Here is a 20,047-nt window from a genome sequence, read left to right as displayed (position 1 = left end):
TCTGCTCAGGAGAGAAAGTATTCTTCGATAGAGATAATTCATACGTCTAAGAGGCATACCTCTTTCATATAGTATATGGAATGATTGTAATATACTTATGGAAGGGGTATTTTTATGGATGAATTGCGTGTATATAGAGATATTCAGATGCGAACGGGCGGCGAGATCTATATTGGCGTTGTAGGGCCTGTACGTACAGGAAAATCCACTTTTATCAAACGTTTTATGGATCTGATGGTGCTTCCGGGAATTGATAATGTTCATGAACGGGAACAGGCCAGGGATGAACTGCCTCAGAGTGCGGCAGGGCGGACGATTATGACGACGGAACCGAAGTTTATTCCGAAAGAAGCGGTTTCGGTTCATATTTCCGATGATATCCAGGTGAAGATACGACTGATCGACTGTGTTGGCTTTATGGTAGATGGGGCATCGGGACATATGGAGGATGATAAGGACCGGATGGTTAAGACGCCGTGGTATGAGGATCCGATTCCTTTTACAAAGGCAGCGCATATCGGCACTCAGAAAGTAATCCGGGATCATTCTACTATCGGGCTTGTGATTACAACGGACGGCAGTTTCGGTGAGATTGCCGGGGAAAGTTTTGCGGCGGCAGAGGAGATGGCTGTAGGTGAGCTGAAACAAATTGGCAAGCCATTTATTGTTGTGGTGAATACAATCCGGCCTTATGCCATGGAAACCCAGGAATTGTGCCGCAGGAAGGAAGAAAAATACGATATCAAATGTTTGCCGTTTAACTGCGATCAGCTGAAGCAGGAAGATATCCAGAAGATTATGGCAACGATGCTTTTGGAGTTTCCGGTATCTCAGATAGATTTTTATACACCGAAATGGTTTGATCTTTTGCCGGAGGAGGGGGAAGTCAAGACGGCAGTGGCAGATACAGCCAGAGAATATCTGATGAATGTTCGCCATCTGAAGGATGTGCGTCCGATGCAGGAGAAGCTGACCTGCCCATACATAAAGAAATGTTTTATTGAAACGGTGAGTATGAGCGACGGGAAAGTCATCTTTCATCTGGAGATTGATCAGAAATATTATTATGAGCTGCTGTCAGAGTGGATGGGAATGCCGGTGAAGGGAGACTACGCCTTTTACAGGATTCTCCGCCAATTGTCGGAAAATCAGACAGCATATTCAGCGGTATCACAGGCGGTGGAATCTGCCAGAGCCAAAGGATATGGCGTGGTGGCACCGGAGAAAGCGGAGGTGCTTCTGGAACCTCCGGTGCTCATTAAACATGGCAACCGTTATGGTTTTAAGATTAAGGCAAAGGCACCTTCGATTCACATGATCAAAGCCGGAATTGAAACGGAGATTGCGCCGATTGTGGGTGATCAGGCCCAGGCGGAAGAATTGATCACCTCCATGAACAATAGTCAGGAACAGGATCCGAAAGCCATCTGGGATACATTGATTTTCGGCAAAACTGTGGGACAGCTGGTGGAGGAAGGCATCCAGACGAAGGTTACCCGGATGTCGGAGAATAGTCAGGTTAAGATGCAGGAGGCCATTCAGAAGATTGTCAACGACGGCAATGGCAGTGTGATTTTTATTATTATATAGCAGATTGCCGAGCTGTTTGGTCTGCGGATGGCTGTAAGGCTGTGCAGATAATTAAGATCAAAGTCAAAAATGTCGAAAATCGCAGAAAGGCAGGTGGTTTTCGGCATTTTTTTGCGTATTGCTGAATGAGAGATAGATGGTATAATAGAGAGAAGCGACAAATTCATAGAAAAAGTTGCTGAAATATATTCAAAGAGAGAATTTGTGCAGCAGGCTGTTGCACAAAATGAAAATAAATATAGATACTAAAAAAGGAAACTAAAACAATGCATACGAATCAAAATCACAAAACAACCTACAGAATCATCACAGTTCTCCTTCTCATCCTCTGGGTTGCCTTCATTTTCAGCAATTCCATGGACAATGCGGATGCTTCCACGTTAAAGAGCGGTGCGGTGCTGGCATTGCTTAGACGTATTTTTGGCAGTGAAGGGGCGGCCCTTACGGAGTTTATCGTCCGCAAGACAGCCCATTTCACGGAGTTTGCTATTGAGGGTATATTGTTATTATCTGTGGTAAAGGGTTATACCACGCGGCCGCTGCGGTTTCTCGGGTGGCCCCTGCTGGCCGGTTTGATGACAGCTCTTACAGATGAGACAATCCAGCTTTTTTCACTGGGACGATCTTCTCAGGTGACAGATGTATGGATTGATTTTGCCGGAGTGGTGACGGGAACTTTACTGGCCTTTCTGGTGCAGGCTATTGTCCGCCGATGCAAAAAATCGTGAGATTTGCACGGCGGGCTTTTTTTGCCGCCGTTTTTATGTTAAAATGAGCGGTAGAAAATCTGTCGGGATAAGACTGACAGGAAAATGGATGCAAGCGAAGGGATTGCTAAAAGAAACGCTTAATAGCAGGTGTTATCGATGTACTAGATACAGGCAATCAAAAGGACTTAAAACTTAATAATAAAGGAGAACATAAAATATGAACGTGACGATTTATACAGATGGTGCAGCCAGAGGCAACCCGGGACCCGGTGGATACGGGGCTGTTCTTGAATATATTGATCCAAAGAATCAGCTGCATGTGAAGGAGTTATCGGCGGGATACCGCAGAACGACCAATAACCGGATGGAGCTTCTTGGCGTGATCACAGCCCTGGAGGCATTGAACCGCCCGTGCAATGTGACCCTTTACTCGGATTCCAAGTATGTGGTGGATGCTTTTAACCAGCACTGGGTAGATGGCTGGGTGAGAAAGGGATGGAAGCGGGGCAAAAATGAGCCGGTAAAGAACGTGGATCTCTGGAAGCGGCTTCTTCAGGCAAAGGCACCCCATGCAGTAAAATTTGTCTGGGTGAAGGGCCATGCAGGTCATCCGCAGAATGAACGCTGTGATGAACTGGCGACTTATGCAGCAGACAACGGTCCGCTTTTGGAGGATACAGGTGCCGAGTTGTAGGCGGCCGGATTAGGATATTTTCGGAAAATTTTTTGATAAAAGAAAATGATAAAAGCAAAGTGGCTAATAGGAGTCAAAAAAATTAGAGATTACAATAGCAGATGAGTAAAATGATAAGATAGAAAGTGAACTGGAGGAATACAATGATACAATTTCCGGAGAAGTTTCAGGAAAGAATGCAGCAGATGCTTGGTGATGAAGAATATGCGGAATTTTTGAAGAGCTATGATCTGCCTTTCCATAACGGATTAAGAATTAATACATGGAAAACAAAACCCCAGGAACTGCTTCAGCGGATGGGTGTGGATTTGAAGCAGGTACCATGGAATGAGACAGGATTTTATCTTGAGAATAAGAAGCAATTTTCAAAACATCCTTATTATCAGGGAGGTCTTTATTATATTCAGGAGGCCAGCGCCATGCTGCCGGCAAAGCTTGTGAATGCACAGCCTGGGGAGAAGATTCTGGATATGTGTGCGGCACCGGGAGGTAAAAGTACGGCCATCGGTGCAGCCTTAAAGGGTGAGGGCCTGCTGATATCCAACGATATCAGCAAGTCCAGAGCCAAGGCACTTCTGCGCAATCTGGAGGGCTTTGGCATTATCAACAGTATTGTTGTCAGTGAGTATCCGGAGAAATTATCCAGATATTTCCCGGAATTCTTTGATAAAGTATTGATTGATGCACCGTGTTCCGGCGAAGGCATGTTCCACAAGGAACCTTCTATGACTGAGAGCTGGCTGAGAATGGGACCGGAGGAATACCATAAGCTTCAGATGGAGATTCTGACCTATGGTGCCAAAATGGTCCGTCCGGGCGGCAAATTAATATATTCTACATGTACATTTTCACCGGAAGAGGATGAGGGCAGTATCGCATGGTTTCTGCGGGAGCATCCAGATTTCCATCTTGTGGAAGTGGATGATGATGAAGATTTATGCGGTTGCCATTGTATTGATCATGGTCATCCGGAATGGGCAGATGGCAACCCTGAACTGACAAAGACAAGACGTCTCTGGCCGCATCATCTGGAGGGTGAAGGGCATTTTGCGGCTGTACTTTGCCGTGATAAGGACAGTGTACTGTCAGGCGGCAGGGTAACTTTGGCAGCTGTTCCAAAACTGCCTGCAGAGATGGAAAGCTTTTTCCAGTTCCTGGACACAGAGGGTATCCATTATCCTTTTGATAAGAAACGTCTGCTTGTGCAGAATGGTTATGTGCAGTATATTCCGGAGGGAATGCCTGAGCTGAAGGGACTGCATATTATGCGAAGCGGATGGTTTTTAGGAGAACTCAAGAAGAAGCGTTTTGAACCAAGCGGTGCCTTTGCCAGGGGCCTGACACCGGATGTCTGCGACAAAGTGATCGCTTATCCGGGAGACAGCGAAGAAGTGGTGCGCTATTTGAAATGCGAGACACTGCAGGTGGATCCGAATCTGAAGAACGGATGGTATCTGATCTGCGTGGATGAATTTGCCCTGGGCTGGGGGAAAGTTTCCAATGGTACGTTGAAGAACAAATACCCATCCGGCTGGCGTCTTGTTTAAGATGTACTTATGCGGAAAGTTTTGAATTAGATAAGCAGCCCGGAAGTTTTTATGAAGCTGGGTTCCGCATCGGAAGAGCAGCTTGGGAGGTATATATGAAGACAAGTTTCAGATTGGACAAGTACCTGGCGGATATGTCTGTGGGGACCCGCAGTGAAGTGAAGAATCTGATCAAAAAAGGACTGGTGACGGTGAATGGCGAAGTCATCAGAAAGCCTGAATATAAAGTAGACATTGAAAAGGATGATCTGGTATGCCGGGGAGAGCCTGTTGTTTATCAGACGCTGGTTTATTATATGCTTAACAAGCCGGCGGGGGTTATTTCAGCCACCAATGATCCAAAGCAGCAGACAGTGCTGGATCTGATCACGGATAAGTCCAGAAAGGATTTATTTCCGGTGGGGCGTCTGGATAAGGATACCGAAGGCCTCTTATTGATCACCAATGACGGAGATCTGGCCCATCAGCTTTTGTCACCTAAAAAGCATGTGGATAAGGTTTACCATGCGAGGATTGAAGGGCAGGTAACAGCGGAAGATGCAGCGTTATTTGCCAAAGGGCTGGAGATCGATGATGAAGACGGTGCCTGGAGGGCGATGCCTGCCAAATTGAATATTTTATCTTCCGGGCCAGAATCGGAGGTTGAGATTACCATTCGTGAAGGCAAATTTCATCAGATTAAGAGGATGTTCGAGGCCGTAGACAAGAAAGTGGTCTATTTGAAGCGACTGTCCATGGGAAGTCTGAGACTGGATGAGACATTGGCTCTGGGTGAATATCGTGAGCTGACAGAAGATGAAGTGCAGGCATTAAAAGAATCGAAAGGACATACGAATGATGAAGATTGATATAGAGAGACTCCTGGAGGGAAAAGAAGCCGTTATTTTTGATGTGGACGGTACATTGATTGATTCCATGGGGGTCTGGGAAGAAGTGGACAGAATTTATCTGACAAGACACGGCAAACCGATGTCAGAGGATTTGCAGCGCAAACTGGCGGGGCTTAGTATTTTGCAGGCTGCTGATTATTTCAGAAATGTGATCGGCATTGATGATCCGCCTGAAAAAATGCTGGCGGAATGGAATGAACTGGCTTTTGAGCAGTACAGACATGAAATTCAGATGAAGCCGGGAGCCGCAAAGTGGTTGTCACTCATTGAAGAGAAAGAACTGCCCATGGCAGTTGCAACCAGCAATACAAGGAAGCTTGCCATGACAGCCCTGCATGCCCAGGATATTGAGCATTATTTTAGAGTGATCATGACAGGTGAAGATGTGGTAAAGGGCAAGCCGGATCCTTTTGTTTATCAGGAGGCAGCCAGACGTCTTGGTGTGAATCCAAAGAATTGTCTTGTATTTGAGGATATTCCGGAGGGCATTCAGGCGGGACTTTCTGCTGGCATGACGGTATGCGCTGTACAGGATGATTTTTCTGATTATCAGATAGAGGAAAAGAAGAAACTGGCCCATTATTACATCAATTCCTTTGAGGATATTTTTAATAATAAAGTAGAGGTTCTGGCATGATGAGAGAATTTCTTCCGATCAGCCGGGATGACATGAAAAAGCGCGGCTGGGATGAACTGGATTTCGTCTACGTCATTGGCGATGCCTATGTGGACCATCCTTCTTTCGGGCCGGCTATTATCAGCCGTGTGCTGGAGGCCCATGGCTATAAAGTGGGTATTATTTCACAGCCGGACTGGAAAAATGACCAGTCAGTGATGGCACTTGGTGTGCCGAGACTGGGATTTCTTGTCAGTGCCGGCAATATGGATTCCATGGTGAATCATTATACGGTTTCAAAGAAAAGGCGTCATCAGGACGCCTTTACGCCGGGGGGCGTTTACGGCAAAAGACCGGACTATGCGGCGGTTGTCTATGGTAATATGATCCGTCGTGCATGCCCGGATAAACCGATCATTGTGGGCGGTATTGAGGCCAGCCTTCGAAGGCTGGGGCACTATGACTACTGGTCCAACAAAATCCGAAGATCCCTGCTTATTGAGTCATCGGCAGATTTATTGTTGTATGGTATGGGTGAACGTTCAATCGTTGAGGTGGCCGATGCACTGGATGGAGGCATTGAAGCCTCGGATATCACATGGATTGCCGGTTCTGTTTTCAAGAGTAAAACAGCAGAAGATTTTGGTGAAGAAGCTATTATGCTGCCGACATTTGATGAGATTGCATCAGATAAACGCAAATATGCCGAAAGCTTTTATATCCAGTATCAGAATACAGACCCATTTTCCGGCAAGCGAATGATTGAAAAGTACGGAGCACGTATGTACGTGATCCAGAATCCGCCGGCCAAACCTTTAAGCGAGCAGGAAATGGACGATGTCTATGACCTGCCTTATGTGAGAGATTATCATCCGTCTTATAAAGCCCTCGGCGGTGTGCCGGCTATTGAGGAAATTAAATTCAGTCTGGTGAGCAATCGGGGCTGCTTCGGCGGATGCAGTTTCTGTGCCCTGACCTTCCATCAGGGAAGGATCATACAGACCAGAAGTCATGAATCCATTGTAAAAGAAGCAGCAGCTTTGGCGAAACGCAAAGATTTTAAGGGCTATATCCACGATGTGGGCGGACCAACGGCCAATTTCAGGCATCCTGCCTGTAAACATCAGTTAAAACGCGGCGCCTGTCCGAATAAGCAGTGCCTGTTCCCGAAACCGTGTTCCCAGTTGCAGGCAGATCACAAGGATTATGTGACACTTCTGCGTAAGCTCCGGGCATTGCCGGGAATTAAGAAGGTTTTTATCCGCTCCGGTATTCGTTTTGATTATCTGCTGGCAGATAAGGACAAAACATTCCTGAAAGAATTGTGTCAGTATCATATCAGCGGTCAGCTGAAAGTGGCGCCGGAACATGTCAGTGACGCGGTGCTTGACAAGATGGGCAAACCGCATCATGAAGTATATGTGGATTTTACAAAACAGTATAAGAAGATGAACCAGCGTCTTGGTATGGATCAGTATCTGGTGCCGTATCTTATGTCTTCTCATCCGGGATCTGAATTGAAGGATGCCGTCACTCTGGCTGAATATATCCGGGATCTTGGGTATATGCCGGAACAGGTGCAGGACTTCTATCCGACACCGTCCACTTTATCGACCTGTATGTACTATACAGGGCTTGATCCACGGACCATGACACCGGTTTACGTGCCGAAGGATCCTCATGAGAAAGATATGCAGCGAGCCCTGATCCAGTATCGGGATCCGAAGAATTATCAGTTAGTAAAAGAGGCGCTGATCAAGGCGGGAAGAGAAGATTTAATCGGTTTTGACAGTCGTTGTCTGATACCGCCTAGACCGATGCAGCACGGATACGGCAAAGCACCGGCACAGAACCGCAATGTAAGAACAAACAATGCAAAGAACAATAGCTCACGAAATGGCAAGTTCAGCAGCAGGAACAATAGCAGGAAGCGCACAACTGAAAATATATCAAGAAACACATCTACTAATAGAAAGAAGGGGTCACAGAGTGAAAAAGCTCATCGTCGGCACGAATGAAAGCGGCCAGCGACTGGATAAATATCTGGGGAAAACCCTCAGTGAAGCACCGAAAAGTTTTATTTACAAGATGCTTCGAAAGAAAAACATTACATTAAATGACAAAAAGGCAGACGGCAGCGAAAAGTTGAATGTTGGGGATACAGTCACATTCTGGCTGTCTGATGAAACTTTTGATAAATTTAAAGGTGTCGTAGAGAATATGTCGGCAAAACGATTGCCGAAACCAGACATTATTTATGAAGATAATCAGATTATTATTATGAACAAGGCACCGGGGGTGCTGTCCCAGAAAGCGGCACCGGAGGATGTGTCCATCAATGAAATGATGATTGGGTGGCTCTTGGAGAGCGGACAGCTCACGAAAGAGATGCTTCAGACCTTTCACCCGTCGGTCTGTAATCGACTGGACCGCAACACAAGCGGACTGATCACCGGCGGCAAGACACTGGCAGCTTTGCAGTTTTTGTCAGAGGGCTTTCGTGATCGTACCATTCACAAATACTATTTATGTATTGTCGCAGGGAAAGTTACTGAGAAGGTCAGACTTCATGGATATCTGCACAAAGATGAGGCTTCCAATCAGGTAACCATCACAAAAGAAGCCAGACATCAGGCGGATTATATTGAAACGGAATATGAACCGCTGGCAGAGGGAAAAAACTGTACACTGCTGAAGGTTTTTCTGATCACAGGCCGGACTCATCAGATCCGCGCCCATCTGGCAAGCGTTGGACATCCGATCATTGGTGATTATAAATATGGCAGCCCGGAGATGAATATGGCTTTTAAAAAGGAATACGGTATCAAACGTCAGCTGCTGCATGCGGCTATCCTTAAAATGCCGGAATGTCAGCCACCTTTTGATAATTTGTCCGGGAAAATATTTACCGCACCGCTTCCTAAGGACTTTGTACGGGTGATGATGGGAGAGGGAATCTGCTTTAAGAAGGAGTGGATGTCCTGATGCCAACCTGGAATTCCAGAGGACTTCGAGGTTCTCTCCTTGAAGAGCTGATCAACCGAACCAATGAAAAATACAGAGAACAGCATCTGGCATTGATCCAGAAGATTCCGACGCCAATCACGCCGGTGAGAATGGATCAGGAAACAAGAAGGATTACCCTGGCCTATTTTGAACATCGTAGTACGGTGGATTATATCGGTGCAGTACAAGGTATTCCGGTCTGCTTTGATGCCAAGGAATGCCGGACATCCAATTTTCCGATACAGAATATCCATGAGCATCAGGTGGTGTTTATGCGGGATTTTGAGGCTCAGGGCGGTGTGGCTTTTCTGATTTTATACTTTACGTCAGCAGACAGATATTTTTATCTGCCTTATGAACAACTGGCTGTCTTCTGGAACCGGTCAAAAACCGGTCATGCCAAGCATTTTAAAATAGAAGAACTGGATACGCAATATGAACTGACTTGTAATGGATGTTATATTCATTATCTGGAGGCCATTCAGAAAGATCTTGATACACGTGAGTTCTAAATTTGAGGGAGAGAAAATGACCCTGAATTGGGACAGGCCAAATGACATCACTTGACAATTGTGGAAAGGTATATTATAATTAGTTTCACGTATTATCAGATTAGCAGACTAAAGCGTTTGCGGTAAAGGAGCCTATTATGGATAGTTTATTACATACTCCGGAAGGTGTCAGAGATATTTATAATGAAGAATGCAGCAAGAAGAATGCATTGTCAGCCAAACTTGACAGAATTCTGAAGCTGTATGGCTATAAGGATATACAGACACCGACATTTGAGTTTTTCGATATTTTCAACAGAGAAAGAGGATCTGTGCCGTCACGCAATATGTACAAGTTCATAGACAGAGACGGTTCTACACTGGTTCTGAGACCGGATATCACACCGTCTATTGCGAGAGCTGTGGCCAAGTATTTTAAGGAAGAGACGATTCCTCTTCGTTTTTCTTACTGTGGCAATACATTCATCAACAATTCAAGCTTGCAGGGCAAGATGAAGGAGACGACCCAGTTGGGTGCCGAGCTGATCGGAGACCGTGACATTGAAGGGGATGCAGAAGTGGTAGCCCTGGCTATTCATCTGCTGCTTGAATCAGGTCTGACGGATTTCCAATTGGATATCGGCCATGTAGGGCTCTTTAAGGCGTTGGTGGCAGAAGCCGGGATGGATGAAGAGACAGTCAGTCAGCTGAGGGTACTGATCGAGAGCAAGAACTATTTTGGTGTGGAAGCCTTAGTTGAGAAATTGACGTTGTCTGATGAGACAGCAAAGCTTCTTTTGAAACTGCCGGAACTTTTCGGTTCAGGAGATATTATCGCTGAAGCTCGAAGTATGACGTGCAATGCTGAGGCACTCAAAGCGTTGGATGAGATTGAAAAACTGTGTCAGCTGATTGCGGAATATGGTTTTGAAAAATATATTACTATTGATTTAGGTATGCTGACAGAGTATGATTATTATACAGGGATGATTTTCAGGGGATATACATATGGAACCGGTGATGCGGTTGTCAAGGGTGGACGTTATGACCATCTGATCGGTCAGTTCGGCAAGGATGCAGCCAGTGTGGGTTTTGCCGTCGTGCTGGATGAGCTGATGCTGGCACTTTCCAGACAGAAGATTGATATTCCGACAAATGAAGAAGCAACGATGGTGCTTTATGAACTGGAGTATCGCAGTACAGCTATCCGCACAGCCAATGCACTGAGAAATATTAATCAGGCAGTCAGTATGATGAAGAAGGAGACAGATAAGTCTCTGGATGATTATAAGGCCTACAGCAGACGCTATCATATTGCTCATATTTTATATGTTGACCAGGATAAGGAACTGACGAAAATAGACATATCTGATGATTCGGTCCGGAAGATGCCGGTTTCTGAATTTTAGAGACAGAGGAAATGGAGGAAGATATAAGATGAAGTATTTGACATTTGCTCTGGCTAAAGGCCGTCTGGCAAAGAAATCGCTGGCATTATTTGAGCAGATCGGGATTTCAATGGATGAGATGAAGGATCCCGATACAAGAAAACTGATTTTTGTGAATGAAGATTTGAAGATCAAGATGTTCCTTGCCAAGGCATCGGATGTACCGACTTATGTGGAATATGGTGCAGCAGATATTGGTGTGGTGGGCAAAGATACATTGTTGGAAGAAGGACGCCGTTTGTACGAGGTGCTGGATCTGGGATTCGGTAAGTGCAGAATGTGTGTCTGTGGTCCGAAGTCAGCGGCCGAGTATCTTCAGCATCAGGAGCTGATCCGTGTGGCGTCCAAGTACCCGAATATTGCAAAGGATTACTTTTACAACAAGAAGCATCAGACCGTAGAGATCATCAAACTCCACGGCTCTGTGGAACTGGCACCGATTGTTGGGCTGTCTGAAGTGATTGTGGATATTGTGGAGACAGGAACAACCCTGAAGGAGAACGGACTGGAAGTGCTTGAGGAGATCTGCCCGCTTTCAGCAAGAGTTGTTGTGAATCAGGTCAGTATGAAGATGGAGAATGAGCGGATTATGAAGCTCATCAGAGATATTAAAACGGTCATCTGAGAACGGATTGAGAGCTGAATAGAGGAAGTTTGTATGGAGCAAACATCAGTGGGAGGCATAGAACAATGAAGATTACAAAAGTGACAGAAGATGCAGTGGCAACATTGCTGGATGATTTATTAAAGCGAAGCCCGAATAACTATACAGGTTATGCAGATAAGGTACAGGCAATTATTGATGATGTGAGAGAACGCGGAGACGAAGCACTTTTTGAGATGACGAAGCGGTTTGATGGTTCCGATTTAAACGCCGACAATATCCGTGTGACACAGGCAGAGATTGACGAGGCATATACTCTTGTGGATGCATCATTGATTGAAGTTATCCGCAAAGCCATGACAAATATCCGTGTTTACCATGAGAAGCAGCGTCAGTACGGATGGTTTGATACGACACCGGATGGAACGATTCTCGGACAGAAGGTGACACCACTTCAGAGTACAGGTGTTTATGTTCCGGGAGGCAAGGCTGCTTATCCGTCTTCTGTTCTGATGAATGTGATTCCTGCCAAGGTAGCAGGTGTTGAGAAGATTGTCATGGTGACGCCTCCGGGCAAAGACGGCAAGGTGAATCCGGGTACTTTGGTGGCAGCCAATGAATCCGGCGCTGATGAGATTTACAAAGTTGGCGGTGCACAGGCGATTGCAGCACTGGCTTTTGGTACAGCTTCTGTTCCTAAGGTAGACAAGATCGTGGGACCGGGCAATATTTACGTGGCGCTGGCCAAGAAAGCTGTTTACGGCTATGTCAGCATTGATTCTATTGCGGGACCAAGCGAGATTCTCGTGATCGCTGATGAGACAGCTAATCCGAGATATGTGGCTGCAGATCTTTTGTCACAGGCTGAGCATGATGAACTGGCCTCAGCTATCCTTGTGACAACCAGTGAGAAGCTGGCAGGGGAAGTGCAGAAAGAGATTGAAGGCTTTACACAGGTGCTTTCCAGAAAAGCCATTATTGAGAAGTCTCTGGAGAATTACGGCCATATCCTGATTGCCTCATCCATTGATGAAGCAGTGGAGATTGCTAATGCTATTGCATCAGAGCATCTGGAAATTGTCACAGCCAATCCTTTCGAAGTCATGACAAAGATCCGCAATGCCGGAGCGATTTTTATTGGCGAGAACAGTTCAGAGCCTCTGGGTGATTATTTTGCAGGACCGAACCATATTCTGCCGACAAACGGCACAGCCAAATTCTTCTCACCTCTGAGTGTGGATGATTTTGTGAAGAAATCCAGCATCATTTACTATTCAAGAGAAGCACTTGCAGCAAAGAAAGACGATATCATTCAGTTTGCCAAGGCTGAATCACTGACAGCACATGCCAATTCCATAGCTGTACGTTTTGAGGATAAATAGATGGATAGAACAGCATCAATTTCAAGAACAACATCTGAAACAGATATAGCAGTGACATTGAATCTGGACGGCTCCGGTCGTTCGGATATTGATACAGGCATTGGGTTTTTTGACCATATGCTTCGAAGTTTTGCCAAACACGGTTTTTTTGATCTGACAGTCCATGTGAAGGGTGATCTGGAAGTGGATTGCCATCACACCATTGAGGACACAGGGATTGTGCTTGGCGAGGCTATCAAGAAAGCACTGGATGATAAAAAGGGAATCCGCAGATATGGTTCTTTTGCGCTGCCGATGGATGAGACACTTGTTTTAACAGCTCTGGATCTGTCAGGGCGTCCTTACCTGTGTTTTGATGCTGACTTTACTGTTGATAAGGTCGGAGAATTTGACACAGAGATGGTCAGAGAGTTTTTCTATGCAATTTCATACAGCAGCGGCATGAATCTTCATATTCGTCAGCTGGCAGGGCAGAACAACCATCATATCATCGAAGCTATTTTCAAATCTTTTGCAAAAGCACTGGATGAGGCAGTAGGATATGATCCCAGAATTACAGATGTTTTGTCTACAAAAGGAACATTATAGCAGATGAGGCGGCCTCACCTGCTGTGTACTGCACAGATGTGTGAGCAGGTCAGAATAAGAGAGGAGTGTGGCAGTGCGTATATATCCGGCAATTCATATTTCAGATGGCAGATGCATCAATGAGCTGCCTGACGGGATAACAAGGGGTCGTATACTGACGTCTCAACCGTTGGAAATGGCCAGAAGGTGGCAGGATCAGGGAGCGGAATGTCTCCATGTTGTCGATCTGGACGGTGCGGATTCCGGTACTTCCGTGAATGGAACAGTGATCCGTGAGATTCTGGAGAATGTCCATATTCCTGTGCAGGTCGGTGGCGGTATCCGTTCTATCAAGGATATTGACCAGTATATGAATATAGGTGTACATCGTGTTGTCATCGGAACTCAGGCAATTGAGAATCCGGTTTTAATAAAGGAAGCTGTCCATCTGTTCGGCAGTGATAAGATTCTGGTATCTATTGATGCGAAAGATGGGCTGATTGCCACTGAAGGACGAAAGAAATTCAGTCATTATAACGCAACGACAGTGGCTTCCAACATGAAGGCAATGGGAATAGAATCCGTTATTTATACGGATATTCTCAGAAGAGGACTTTATAATGGTGCCGGTATCATGCAGGCACGGGAGATTGCACAGAAACTGCATATGAAGGTGATCTACAGCGGCGGAATTGTTACCCTTAAAGACATCGAGGCATTCACAGATATGCCGATGGAGGGAATCATTATCGGAAGAGCGCTGTATGAATCCCGATTAAAGCTGTCCGAAGCAATCGAAGTGTGCAGATGGCATGAACGTTCAATTTGAGTCGAGGAGAATAGATTATGGAAGTTAAGAGTATATATCCGATTATCAATTTCAGTGATGAGGATGAGATTGCTGTTCAGTATGAACGTCTCGGTGCAGACGGTGTGATTATCATTAGTCCGGATTTTTCTGATGAGGCAATGCTGATCAAGAAAATCAGGAATATCTGTGAAAAGTCGGACTGCCGGTTATATATCTGGCAGCCATACAGAAGACTTGAGGATATTAAGAAAGTGCTTTATGCAGGGGCAGCAGGTGCCTGGATCGAGGCAACAGAGCAGACACTGATCAGAGAAGCAGCAGATCGTTTTGGCGCTGACAGAGTGGGAATGGTGATCAGTGAACCGAAGCTGGCAGCGGATGAATTCAAGTTGGCGAAAGAACTGAATCTGACCAATATTTTTGTGACAGGTACCATTGAGAAGCTGCCGGAGACAGTAGGCAATCAGAAAGTGATCGCAACCTGCCGTTATGAGAACAAGGAAGGCCAGAAACATTTGCTGGCAGATGCCAATGTCAGTGCGATTGCCCTGATTTATGAGAATGAAACAGCAGCGTTGCCGAATATTCATGCCATGAAGGCAGCCCTTGAGACAGACAGTGTGAAGTTTAATCTTTTCAGAAGCAGTCTGCCGTTTTCCTCATTCAAGTTAAACGAAGATGGCCTGATTCCTGTGATCGTACAGGATTTCAGAACAGCTGAGATTCTCATGATGGCCTATATGAATGAGGAAGCCTATGAGCAGACATTGCGTGAAGGTATGATGACCTACTGGAGCCGCAGCCGCCAGGAGTTATGGCGTAAGGGGGATACAAGCGGTCATTATCAGTATGTGAAATCATTGGACATTGACTGTGATCGGGACACGATTCTTGCCAAAGTCGAGCAGATTGGTGCGGCCTGCCATACAGGTCATCGTAGCTGTTTCTACACTAATCTTGCCAGCAAGGCCTATGACGGACGCAACCCGATGACTGTTTTTGAAGATGTTATGGCAACGATTCTTGAGCGCAAGGAAAATCCAAAGGAAGGTTCCTATACGAATTATCTTTTTGATCAGGGTATTGACAAGATCCTCAAGAAAGTCGGAGAAGAGGCAGCGGAGATTATCATTGCAGCCAAGAATCCGGATTCCGATGAAGTGAAATATGAAATCTGTGATTTTCTGTATCATATGATGGTTTTAATGGCTGAAAGAGAAGTTTCATGGAAAGATATCACAAAAGAACTGGCGGAACGCCATTAAATGTGTTATAATATTTTCATGTATTGAATTTAGAACACAGGAGGCGGATCATTATGCTTACAGCATTTGCAACATATCTTGGCAAATTCGTATTCTTTATTGCAGTCGCAGCAGCTGGCTTTACAGCAGGCAAGAAGTTTAAAGCGTCAAAAAAGGCGAAAAATAGCGCGACAGCAGAATAATCAAATTGACAAAGGCGGTATTTGATTTTATAATAAGAAACTGGTAGGTTTTGCTTACCAGTTTTCTTGTGTTATAGGTATTTAAGCATGGCTTGAATTTGAATCTGCAACGCAGAAAGCAGAATTTATACTGCAGTGGCGTTTTAGCCATTACAATGAAAAGAAAGAGCGGTTTCTTTAGGGTGCCGCTATAAACAGGAGGAATAAAGATATGGAAAGACCGTATAGTCTTAACGAATTGAGGAAGATGTTTCTGGAGTTCTTTGAGAGCAAGGGCCATCTGGCAATGAAGAGCTTCTCGCTGATTCCTCATAATGATAACAGTTTACTGCTGATTAACTCAGGTATGGCACCATTGAAGCCATATTTCACAGGCGCAGAGATTCCTCCGCGTCGTCGTGTAACTACATGCCAGAAGTGTATCCGTACAGGTGACCTGGAGAATGTTGGTAAGACAGCAAGACATGGTACATTCTTTGAAATGCTGGGCAACTTCTCATTTGGTGATTATTTCAAGCATGAAGCCATTGCATGGTCATGGGAATTTCTGACACAGGTTGTCGGACTTGATCCTGACCGTCTGTATCCGTCTATCTATCAGGATGACGATGAGGCATTTGATATCTGGAACAAGGAAATCGGTATTGCTCCGGAGCGTATCTTCCGTTTTGGCAAGGAAGATAACTTCTGGGAACATGGGGCAGGTCCTTGCGGTCCATGTTCAGAAATCTACTATGACCGTGGTGAGAAGTATGGCTGCGGTAAACCGGGCTGTACGGTTGGCTGTGATTGTGACCGTTATATGGAAGTATGGAACAACGTATTTTCACAGTTTAACAATGACGGACATAATCATTATACAGATCTTATCCAGAAAAATATTGATACAGGTATGGGTCTTGAACGTCTGGCTGTTGTTGTCCAGGATGTGGATTCTATTTTTGATGTGGATACAATTCAGGCACTGCGCAACAAAGTCTGCGATCTGGCAGGTGTGAAGTATCTTGAGAAGCATGAAACAGATGTTTCTATCCGTATCATTACAGACCATATCCGTTCAGCAACATTTATGATCTCTGATGGTATTATGCCATCCAATGAAGGCCGTGGCTACGTGCTCCGTCGTTTGATCAGACGTGCGGCAAGACATGGAAGACTTCTTGGTATTGAAGGCAAGTTCCTTGCAAAACTCAGTGAAACAGTCATTGAGACATCCAAGGACGGTTATCCGGAACTGGAAGAGAAGAAGGAATTTATTTTTAATGTACTGACACAGGAAGAAGATAAATTCAACAAGACTATCGATCAGGGTCTCAGTATTCTGAATGAGATGGAAGAGAAACTGTCAGCTGAAGGCAAGAAGGTACTTGACGGTGCAGATGCATTCAAGCTTTATGATACTTATGGTTTTCCAATGGATCTGACAAAGGAGATCCTTGAGGAAAAGGGTTATGATATTGATGAAGAAGGCTTTACTGTATGTATGCAGGAGCAGCGTCAGAAAGCAAGAGATGCCCGTAAGGTATCCAATTACATGGGTAAGGATGCCACTGTTTATGATGAAATCGATCCTTCAGTGACAAGCGTGTTTGTGGGTTATGAGAAGACAGAGTGTGAATCCCCAATTACTGTTCTGACAACAGAGACAGAATTGACAGATGCCCTGACAGACGGTCAGACAGGTACAATCTTTACACAAGAGACACCTTTCTATGCGACAAGCGGTGGACAGATGGCAGATACAGGTGTGATCACAGGTCCTGAAGGTACATTTGAGGTTAAGGATGTCGTTAAACTTCTGGGCGGCAAGATTGGCCATATCGGTGTTGTAACAAGCGGTATGTTCAAGAAGGGCGATGTTGTGAAGCTTGCCATCAACAAAGAGCAGCGAAGCGACACAGCCAAGAACCACAGTGCAACTCATTTGCTGCAGAAGGCACTGAGAATTGTCCTAGGTTCCCATGTAGAGCAGGCAGGTTCCTTTAACAATCAGGATAAACTGCGTTTTGACTTTACACATTTCTCAGCACTGACACAGGAAGAACTGGACAGAGTTGAAGCTATCGTGAACGAAGAAATCGCCAAGGGTCTTCCTGTTCTGACAAAGGTTATGAACATTGAAGATGCCAAGAAGACAGGTGCTATGGCACTTTTTGGTGAGAAATACAGTGATGATGTTCGTGTTGTATCCATGGGTGACTTCTCCAAAGAGCTTTGCGGTGGTACACACACAGATAATACAGCTTCTATTGCTGCCTTCAAGATCATTTCCGAGACAGGTGTCGCAGCAGGTGTACGTCGTATTGAAGCCCTGACAGGCAACGGCGTATTTAAGTATTATAAGGAAGTTGAAAAGGAACTTCATGAAGCTGCCAAGGCTGCAAAATGTGATCCTGCTCAGCTTGTAAAACGTATTGAGGGTCTGCACGAAGAAATCAAGACATTAACAGCGGAGAATAATCAGCTGAAGAATAAGATGGCGAAGGATGCCATGGGCGATGTCATGAATCAGGTGAAGGATGTGAATGGTGTTTCCTTCCTGCCTGTACATGTCAAAGATATTGATATGCAGGAACTGATGAATCTGGGCGATCAGCTGAAGGCTAAACTTGGTGACGGTGTTATTCTTCTGGCATCTGAAAACGGCGGCAAAGTAAGCCTTCTTGCTATGGCAACAGACGGTGCCATGAAGAAGGGCGCACATGCCGGCAATCTGATCAAAGCAGTGGCTAAGCTTGTCGGCGGCGGCGGCGGTGGCCGTCCGAATATGGCTCAGGCAGGCGGCAAGAATCCTGCCGGTATTAATCAGGCACTGGAGGCTGGTGCAGAAGAACTTGCAAAACAGCTTCATTAATGGCCTATGAAAGAAGTTAAGAAATTACTTGTTGTTCTTGTAGCGGCAGTGTTTTTTATCGGACTTTTCGTTCTCTGTGATAAGTATTCAGAGAACGTGAAGGCTGATTATGCGTCACAGATCAACCCATCGATTGTGAATCAGGGCAGCAGCGGTACAGGCAGTAAGGGGCAGACAGTGGATGCCGGCCAGCTGTCTGTGGAGAAAATGGTTCAGAATATGGTGACAAAGGATTATTCAGCGTCAGTGACTCTTGCAGCAGCAGGAGATATTCTCTGTCAGCAGTCTGTACTTGAGAAGGCCTACAACAGTGATTCGGAAAAATTCGATTTTTCGGATGATTTTCAGTATGTGAAGGACTTATTCCTGACATCTGATTATGCGGTTGCCACGCTGAAGACAACACTGGCTGGCAAGTATAACGGCAGTTCTGATGAATATTATGGTTATACCACGGAGGACAGCAATTACAATTCTCCGGAGGTGCTGGCGGATAATTTGAAGTCTGCCGGAATTTCTCTGGTGAACATTGCAACGAATCATGCACTGGATAGTGATGCCGCAGGCCTTGTTTCAACTATTGGCTATCTTGATCAGGCTGGTCTGGTGCATGTGGGTGCCGCAGCGACTGCTGACGGCAGTACAGATTATACACAGAATATCGGCGGCGTTAATATAGGTTTTATTGGATATACCAATTCCTCCAATGGTTATTCGTTGGATTCTGATGCAGAATGTGTGCTGAATACATTGAATGATTATAATGCGCAGTCTATAGAGACATTATGTAATCGTGTATCCGCAATGAAAGATGAGACGGATCTTGTGGTTGTGATGCTGAATTTCGGAAGTGTCGAATCAGACAGCATTGAAACAGATCAGCAGGCACTGGCTCAGAAGCTCTGTGATGCCGGTGCAGACCTGATTCTTGGTACAGGTTCAAGAGTGATGAAGCCTGTGGAGAAGCTTTCTTCTGAAGATGAGACGGGTCAAAGCACAAGAAGCTGTCTGGTGCTTTATGGTATGGGGGCACTCCTTTCCGGAGAGACATATGCTTCCAGCGAGAAGGATACAGATATCAGTGCAGTTTTTGATTTTAACATCGCTCGGAATGATTTTGGGGAAACGGCGATTCAGAGTTTTACTGTAACACCTGTTTATCTCAACTGGTATAATGACGCGATTCAGCCGATACCTGTCTGCGAAGCCAAGGATACGGATAAATATACAGAAATGCTGGATGACAATGCCATGGATAGAATCAACAGTGCTTATGAAGGAACGATTACCCATCTGTTGGATGGCAGCGGTCTGACAAGTACCTACGAGAATTATGCCTATCATGTCAGCTTACAGTAAGTATATCTGTTAGTTTTGAGCAATTGAATTT

18 protein-coding genes are annotated in these 20,047 nt (G+C 45.4%); all 18 read left to right on the top strand.

Features of this window, described 5'->3' with window-relative positions; genetic code table 11:
- Positions 1 to 114 precede the first annotated feature (114 nt).
- A complete protein-coding gene (spoIVA, locus tag NBH03_RS03445; protein WP_015514069.1) occupies positions 115 to 1,590 on the top strand; it encodes a stage IV sporulation protein A in 1,476 nt (491 codons plus the stop codon).
- Positions 1,591 to 1,856: 266 nt separating this feature from the next.
- Positions 1,857 to 2,318 (top strand): VanZ family protein, encoded by a 462-nt coding sequence (locus tag NBH03_RS03440; RefSeq protein WP_250797128.1) that lies wholly within the window; start codon positions 1,857 to 1,859, stop codon positions 2,316 to 2,318.
- A gap of 199 nt (positions 2,319 to 2,517) precedes the next feature.
- A complete protein-coding gene (gene rnhA / locus NBH03_RS03435) occupies positions 2,518 to 2,994 on the top strand; it encodes a ribonuclease HI (RefSeq protein ID WP_117539491.1) in 477 nt (158 codons plus the stop codon).
- Positions 2,995 to 3,137: 143 nt separating this feature from the next.
- Positions 3,138 to 4,541 carry an RsmB/NOP family class I SAM-dependent RNA methyltransferase gene (locus NBH03_RS03430; protein ID WP_250797127.1) on the top strand — a complete coding sequence of 468 codons (1,404 nt, stop codon included), beginning with the start codon at positions 3,138 to 3,140 and terminating at the stop codon, positions 4,539 to 4,541.
- A 95-nt stretch (positions 4,542 to 4,636) separates the two neighbouring features.
- Positions 4,637 to 5,389, top strand: a complete 753-nt coding sequence (locus NBH03_RS03425; RefSeq protein ID WP_250797125.1) for a pseudouridine synthase — start codon at positions 4,637 to 4,639, stop codon at positions 5,387 to 5,389.
- Complete coding sequence (locus tag NBH03_RS03420) at positions 5,376 to 6,068, top strand: HAD family hydrolase (protein WP_250797120.1); 693 nt, start codon at positions 5,376 to 5,378, stop codon at positions 6,066 to 6,068. The genes NBH03_RS03425 and NBH03_RS03420 overlap by 14 nt, the downstream gene beginning before the upstream one ends.
- Positions 6,065 to 8,065 carry a YgiQ family radical SAM protein gene (locus tag NBH03_RS03415; protein ID WP_250797115.1) on the top strand — a complete coding sequence of 667 codons (2,001 nt, stop codon included), beginning with the start codon at positions 6,065 to 6,067 and terminating at the stop codon, positions 8,063 to 8,065. The genes NBH03_RS03420 and NBH03_RS03415 overlap by 4 nt, the downstream gene beginning before the upstream one ends.
- Positions 8,037 to 9,032 carry an RluA family pseudouridine synthase gene (locus tag NBH03_RS03410; protein WP_250797113.1) on the top strand — a complete coding sequence of 332 codons (996 nt, stop codon included), beginning with the start codon at positions 8,037 to 8,039 and terminating at the stop codon, positions 9,030 to 9,032. Before NBH03_RS03415 ends, NBH03_RS03410 begins: the two co-directional genes overlap by 29 nt.
- Positions 9,032 to 9,565 carry a Holliday junction resolvase RecU gene (locus tag NBH03_RS03405; RefSeq protein ID WP_215689447.1) on the top strand — a complete coding sequence of 178 codons (534 nt, stop codon included), beginning with the start codon at positions 9,032 to 9,034 and terminating at the stop codon, positions 9,563 to 9,565. Before NBH03_RS03410 ends, NBH03_RS03405 begins: the two co-directional genes overlap by 1 nt.
- Before the next feature lie 137 nt (positions 9,566 to 9,702).
- Positions 9,703 to 10,953 (top strand): ATP phosphoribosyltransferase regulatory subunit, encoded by a 1,251-nt coding sequence (gene hisZ / locus NBH03_RS03400; RefSeq protein WP_250797109.1) that lies wholly within the window; start codon positions 9,703 to 9,705, stop codon positions 10,951 to 10,953.
- Between the two features lie 28 nt (positions 10,954 to 10,981).
- Positions 10,982 to 11,617, top strand: a complete 636-nt coding sequence (hisG, locus tag NBH03_RS03395) for an ATP phosphoribosyltransferase (protein WP_181967051.1) — start codon at positions 10,982 to 10,984, stop codon at positions 11,615 to 11,617.
- Between the two features lie 65 nt (positions 11,618 to 11,682).
- Positions 11,683 to 12,978: a histidinol dehydrogenase gene (gene hisD / locus NBH03_RS03390; RefSeq protein WP_250797101.1), complete on the top strand. Its 1,296-nt coding sequence runs from the start codon at positions 11,683 to 11,685 to the stop codon at positions 12,976 to 12,978.
- Positions 12,979 to 13,566, top strand: a complete 588-nt coding sequence (gene hisB / locus NBH03_RS03385; protein WP_215689450.1) for an imidazoleglycerol-phosphate dehydratase HisB — start codon at positions 12,979 to 12,981, stop codon at positions 13,564 to 13,566.
- A 67-nt stretch (positions 13,567 to 13,633) separates the two neighbouring features.
- Positions 13,634 to 14,374 carry a 1-(5-phosphoribosyl)-5-[(5-phosphoribosylamino)methylideneamino]imidazole-4-carboxamide isomerase gene (locus NBH03_RS03380; RefSeq protein WP_215689451.1) on the top strand — a complete coding sequence of 247 codons (741 nt, stop codon included), beginning with the start codon at positions 13,634 to 13,636 and terminating at the stop codon, positions 14,372 to 14,374.
- 17 nt (positions 14,375 to 14,391) lie between these two features.
- Positions 14,392 to 15,621: a bifunctional phosphoribosyl-AMP cyclohydrolase/phosphoribosyl-ATP diphosphatase HisIE gene (hisIE, locus tag NBH03_RS03375; protein ID WP_250797099.1), complete on the top strand. Its 1,230-nt coding sequence runs from the start codon at positions 14,392 to 14,394 to the stop codon at positions 15,619 to 15,621.
- 53 nt (positions 15,622 to 15,674) lie between these two features.
- On the top strand, positions 15,675 to 15,803 hold the full coding sequence (locus tag NBH03_RS15845; RefSeq protein WP_015514082.1) for a hypothetical protein: 129 nt from the start codon (positions 15,675 to 15,677) through the stop codon (positions 15,801 to 15,803).
- Positions 15,804 to 16,014: 211 nt separating this feature from the next.
- Complete coding sequence (alaS, locus tag NBH03_RS03370; RefSeq protein ID WP_227081469.1) at positions 16,015 to 18,657, top strand: alanine--tRNA ligase; 2,643 nt, start codon at positions 16,015 to 16,017, stop codon at positions 18,655 to 18,657.
- A 6-nt stretch (positions 18,658 to 18,663) separates the two neighbouring features.
- On the top strand, positions 18,664 to 20,016 hold the full coding sequence (locus NBH03_RS03365) for a CapA family protein (protein ID WP_250797084.1): 1,353 nt from the start codon (positions 18,664 to 18,666) through the stop codon (positions 20,014 to 20,016).
- Positions 20,017 to 20,047 lie beyond the last annotated feature (31 nt).

It is taken from the genome of Coprococcus intestinalis, assembly GCF_023656595.1.
Taxonomy (GTDB): domain Bacteria; phylum Bacillota; class Clostridia; order Lachnospirales; family Lachnospiraceae; genus Coprococcus_A; species Coprococcus_A intestinihominis.
This window is presented reverse-complemented; position numbering and strand designations above follow the sequence as displayed.

What these genes read in the sequence shown, in the direction of transcription:
- spoIVA (WP_015514069.1), top strand. Translation starts at nt 115, where the DNA reads ATGGATGAATTGCGTGTATATAGAGATATTCAGATGCGAACGGGCGGC.
- NBH03_RS03440 (WP_250797128.1), top strand. Translation starts at nt 1,857, where the DNA reads ATGCATACGAATCAAAATCACAAAACAACCTACAGAATCATCACAGTT.
- rnhA (WP_117539491.1), top strand. Translation starts at nt 2,518, where the DNA reads ATGAACGTGACGATTTATACAGATGGTGCAGCCAGAGGCAACCCGGGA.
- NBH03_RS03430 (WP_250797127.1), top strand. Translation starts at nt 3,138, where the DNA reads ATGATACAATTTCCGGAGAAGTTTCAGGAAAGAATGCAGCAGATGCTT.
- NBH03_RS03425 (WP_250797125.1), top strand. Translation starts at nt 4,637, where the DNA reads ATGAAGACAAGTTTCAGATTGGACAAGTACCTGGCGGATATGTCTGTG.
- NBH03_RS03420 (WP_250797120.1), top strand. Translation starts at nt 5,376, where the DNA reads ATGATGAAGATTGATATAGAGAGACTCCTGGAGGGAAAAGAAGCCGTT.
- NBH03_RS03415 (WP_250797115.1), top strand. Translation starts at nt 6,065, where the DNA reads ATGATGAGAGAATTTCTTCCGATCAGCCGGGATGACATGAAAAAGCGC.
- NBH03_RS03405 (WP_215689447.1), top strand. Translation starts at nt 9,032, where the DNA reads ATGCCAACCTGGAATTCCAGAGGACTTCGAGGTTCTCTCCTTGAAGAG.
- hisZ (WP_250797109.1), top strand. Translation starts at nt 9,703, where the DNA reads ATGGATAGTTTATTACATACTCCGGAAGGTGTCAGAGATATTTATAAT.
- hisG (WP_181967051.1), top strand. Translation starts at nt 10,982, where the DNA reads ATGAAGTATTTGACATTTGCTCTGGCTAAAGGCCGTCTGGCAAAGAAA.
- hisD (WP_250797101.1), top strand. Translation starts at nt 11,683, where the DNA reads ATGAAGATTACAAAAGTGACAGAAGATGCAGTGGCAACATTGCTGGAT.
- hisB (WP_215689450.1), top strand. Translation starts at nt 12,979, where the DNA reads ATGGATAGAACAGCATCAATTTCAAGAACAACATCTGAAACAGATATA.
- hisIE (WP_250797099.1), top strand. Translation starts at nt 14,392, where the DNA reads ATGGAAGTTAAGAGTATATATCCGATTATCAATTTCAGTGATGAGGAT.
- NBH03_RS15845 (WP_015514082.1), top strand. Translation starts at nt 15,675, where the DNA reads ATGCTTACAGCATTTGCAACATATCTTGGCAAATTCGTATTCTTTATT.
- alaS (WP_227081469.1), top strand. Translation starts at nt 16,015, where the DNA reads ATGGAAAGACCGTATAGTCTTAACGAATTGAGGAAGATGTTTCTGGAG.
- NBH03_RS03365 (WP_250797084.1), top strand. Translation starts at nt 18,664, where the DNA reads ATGAAAGAAGTTAAGAAATTACTTGTTGTTCTTGTAGCGGCAGTGTTT.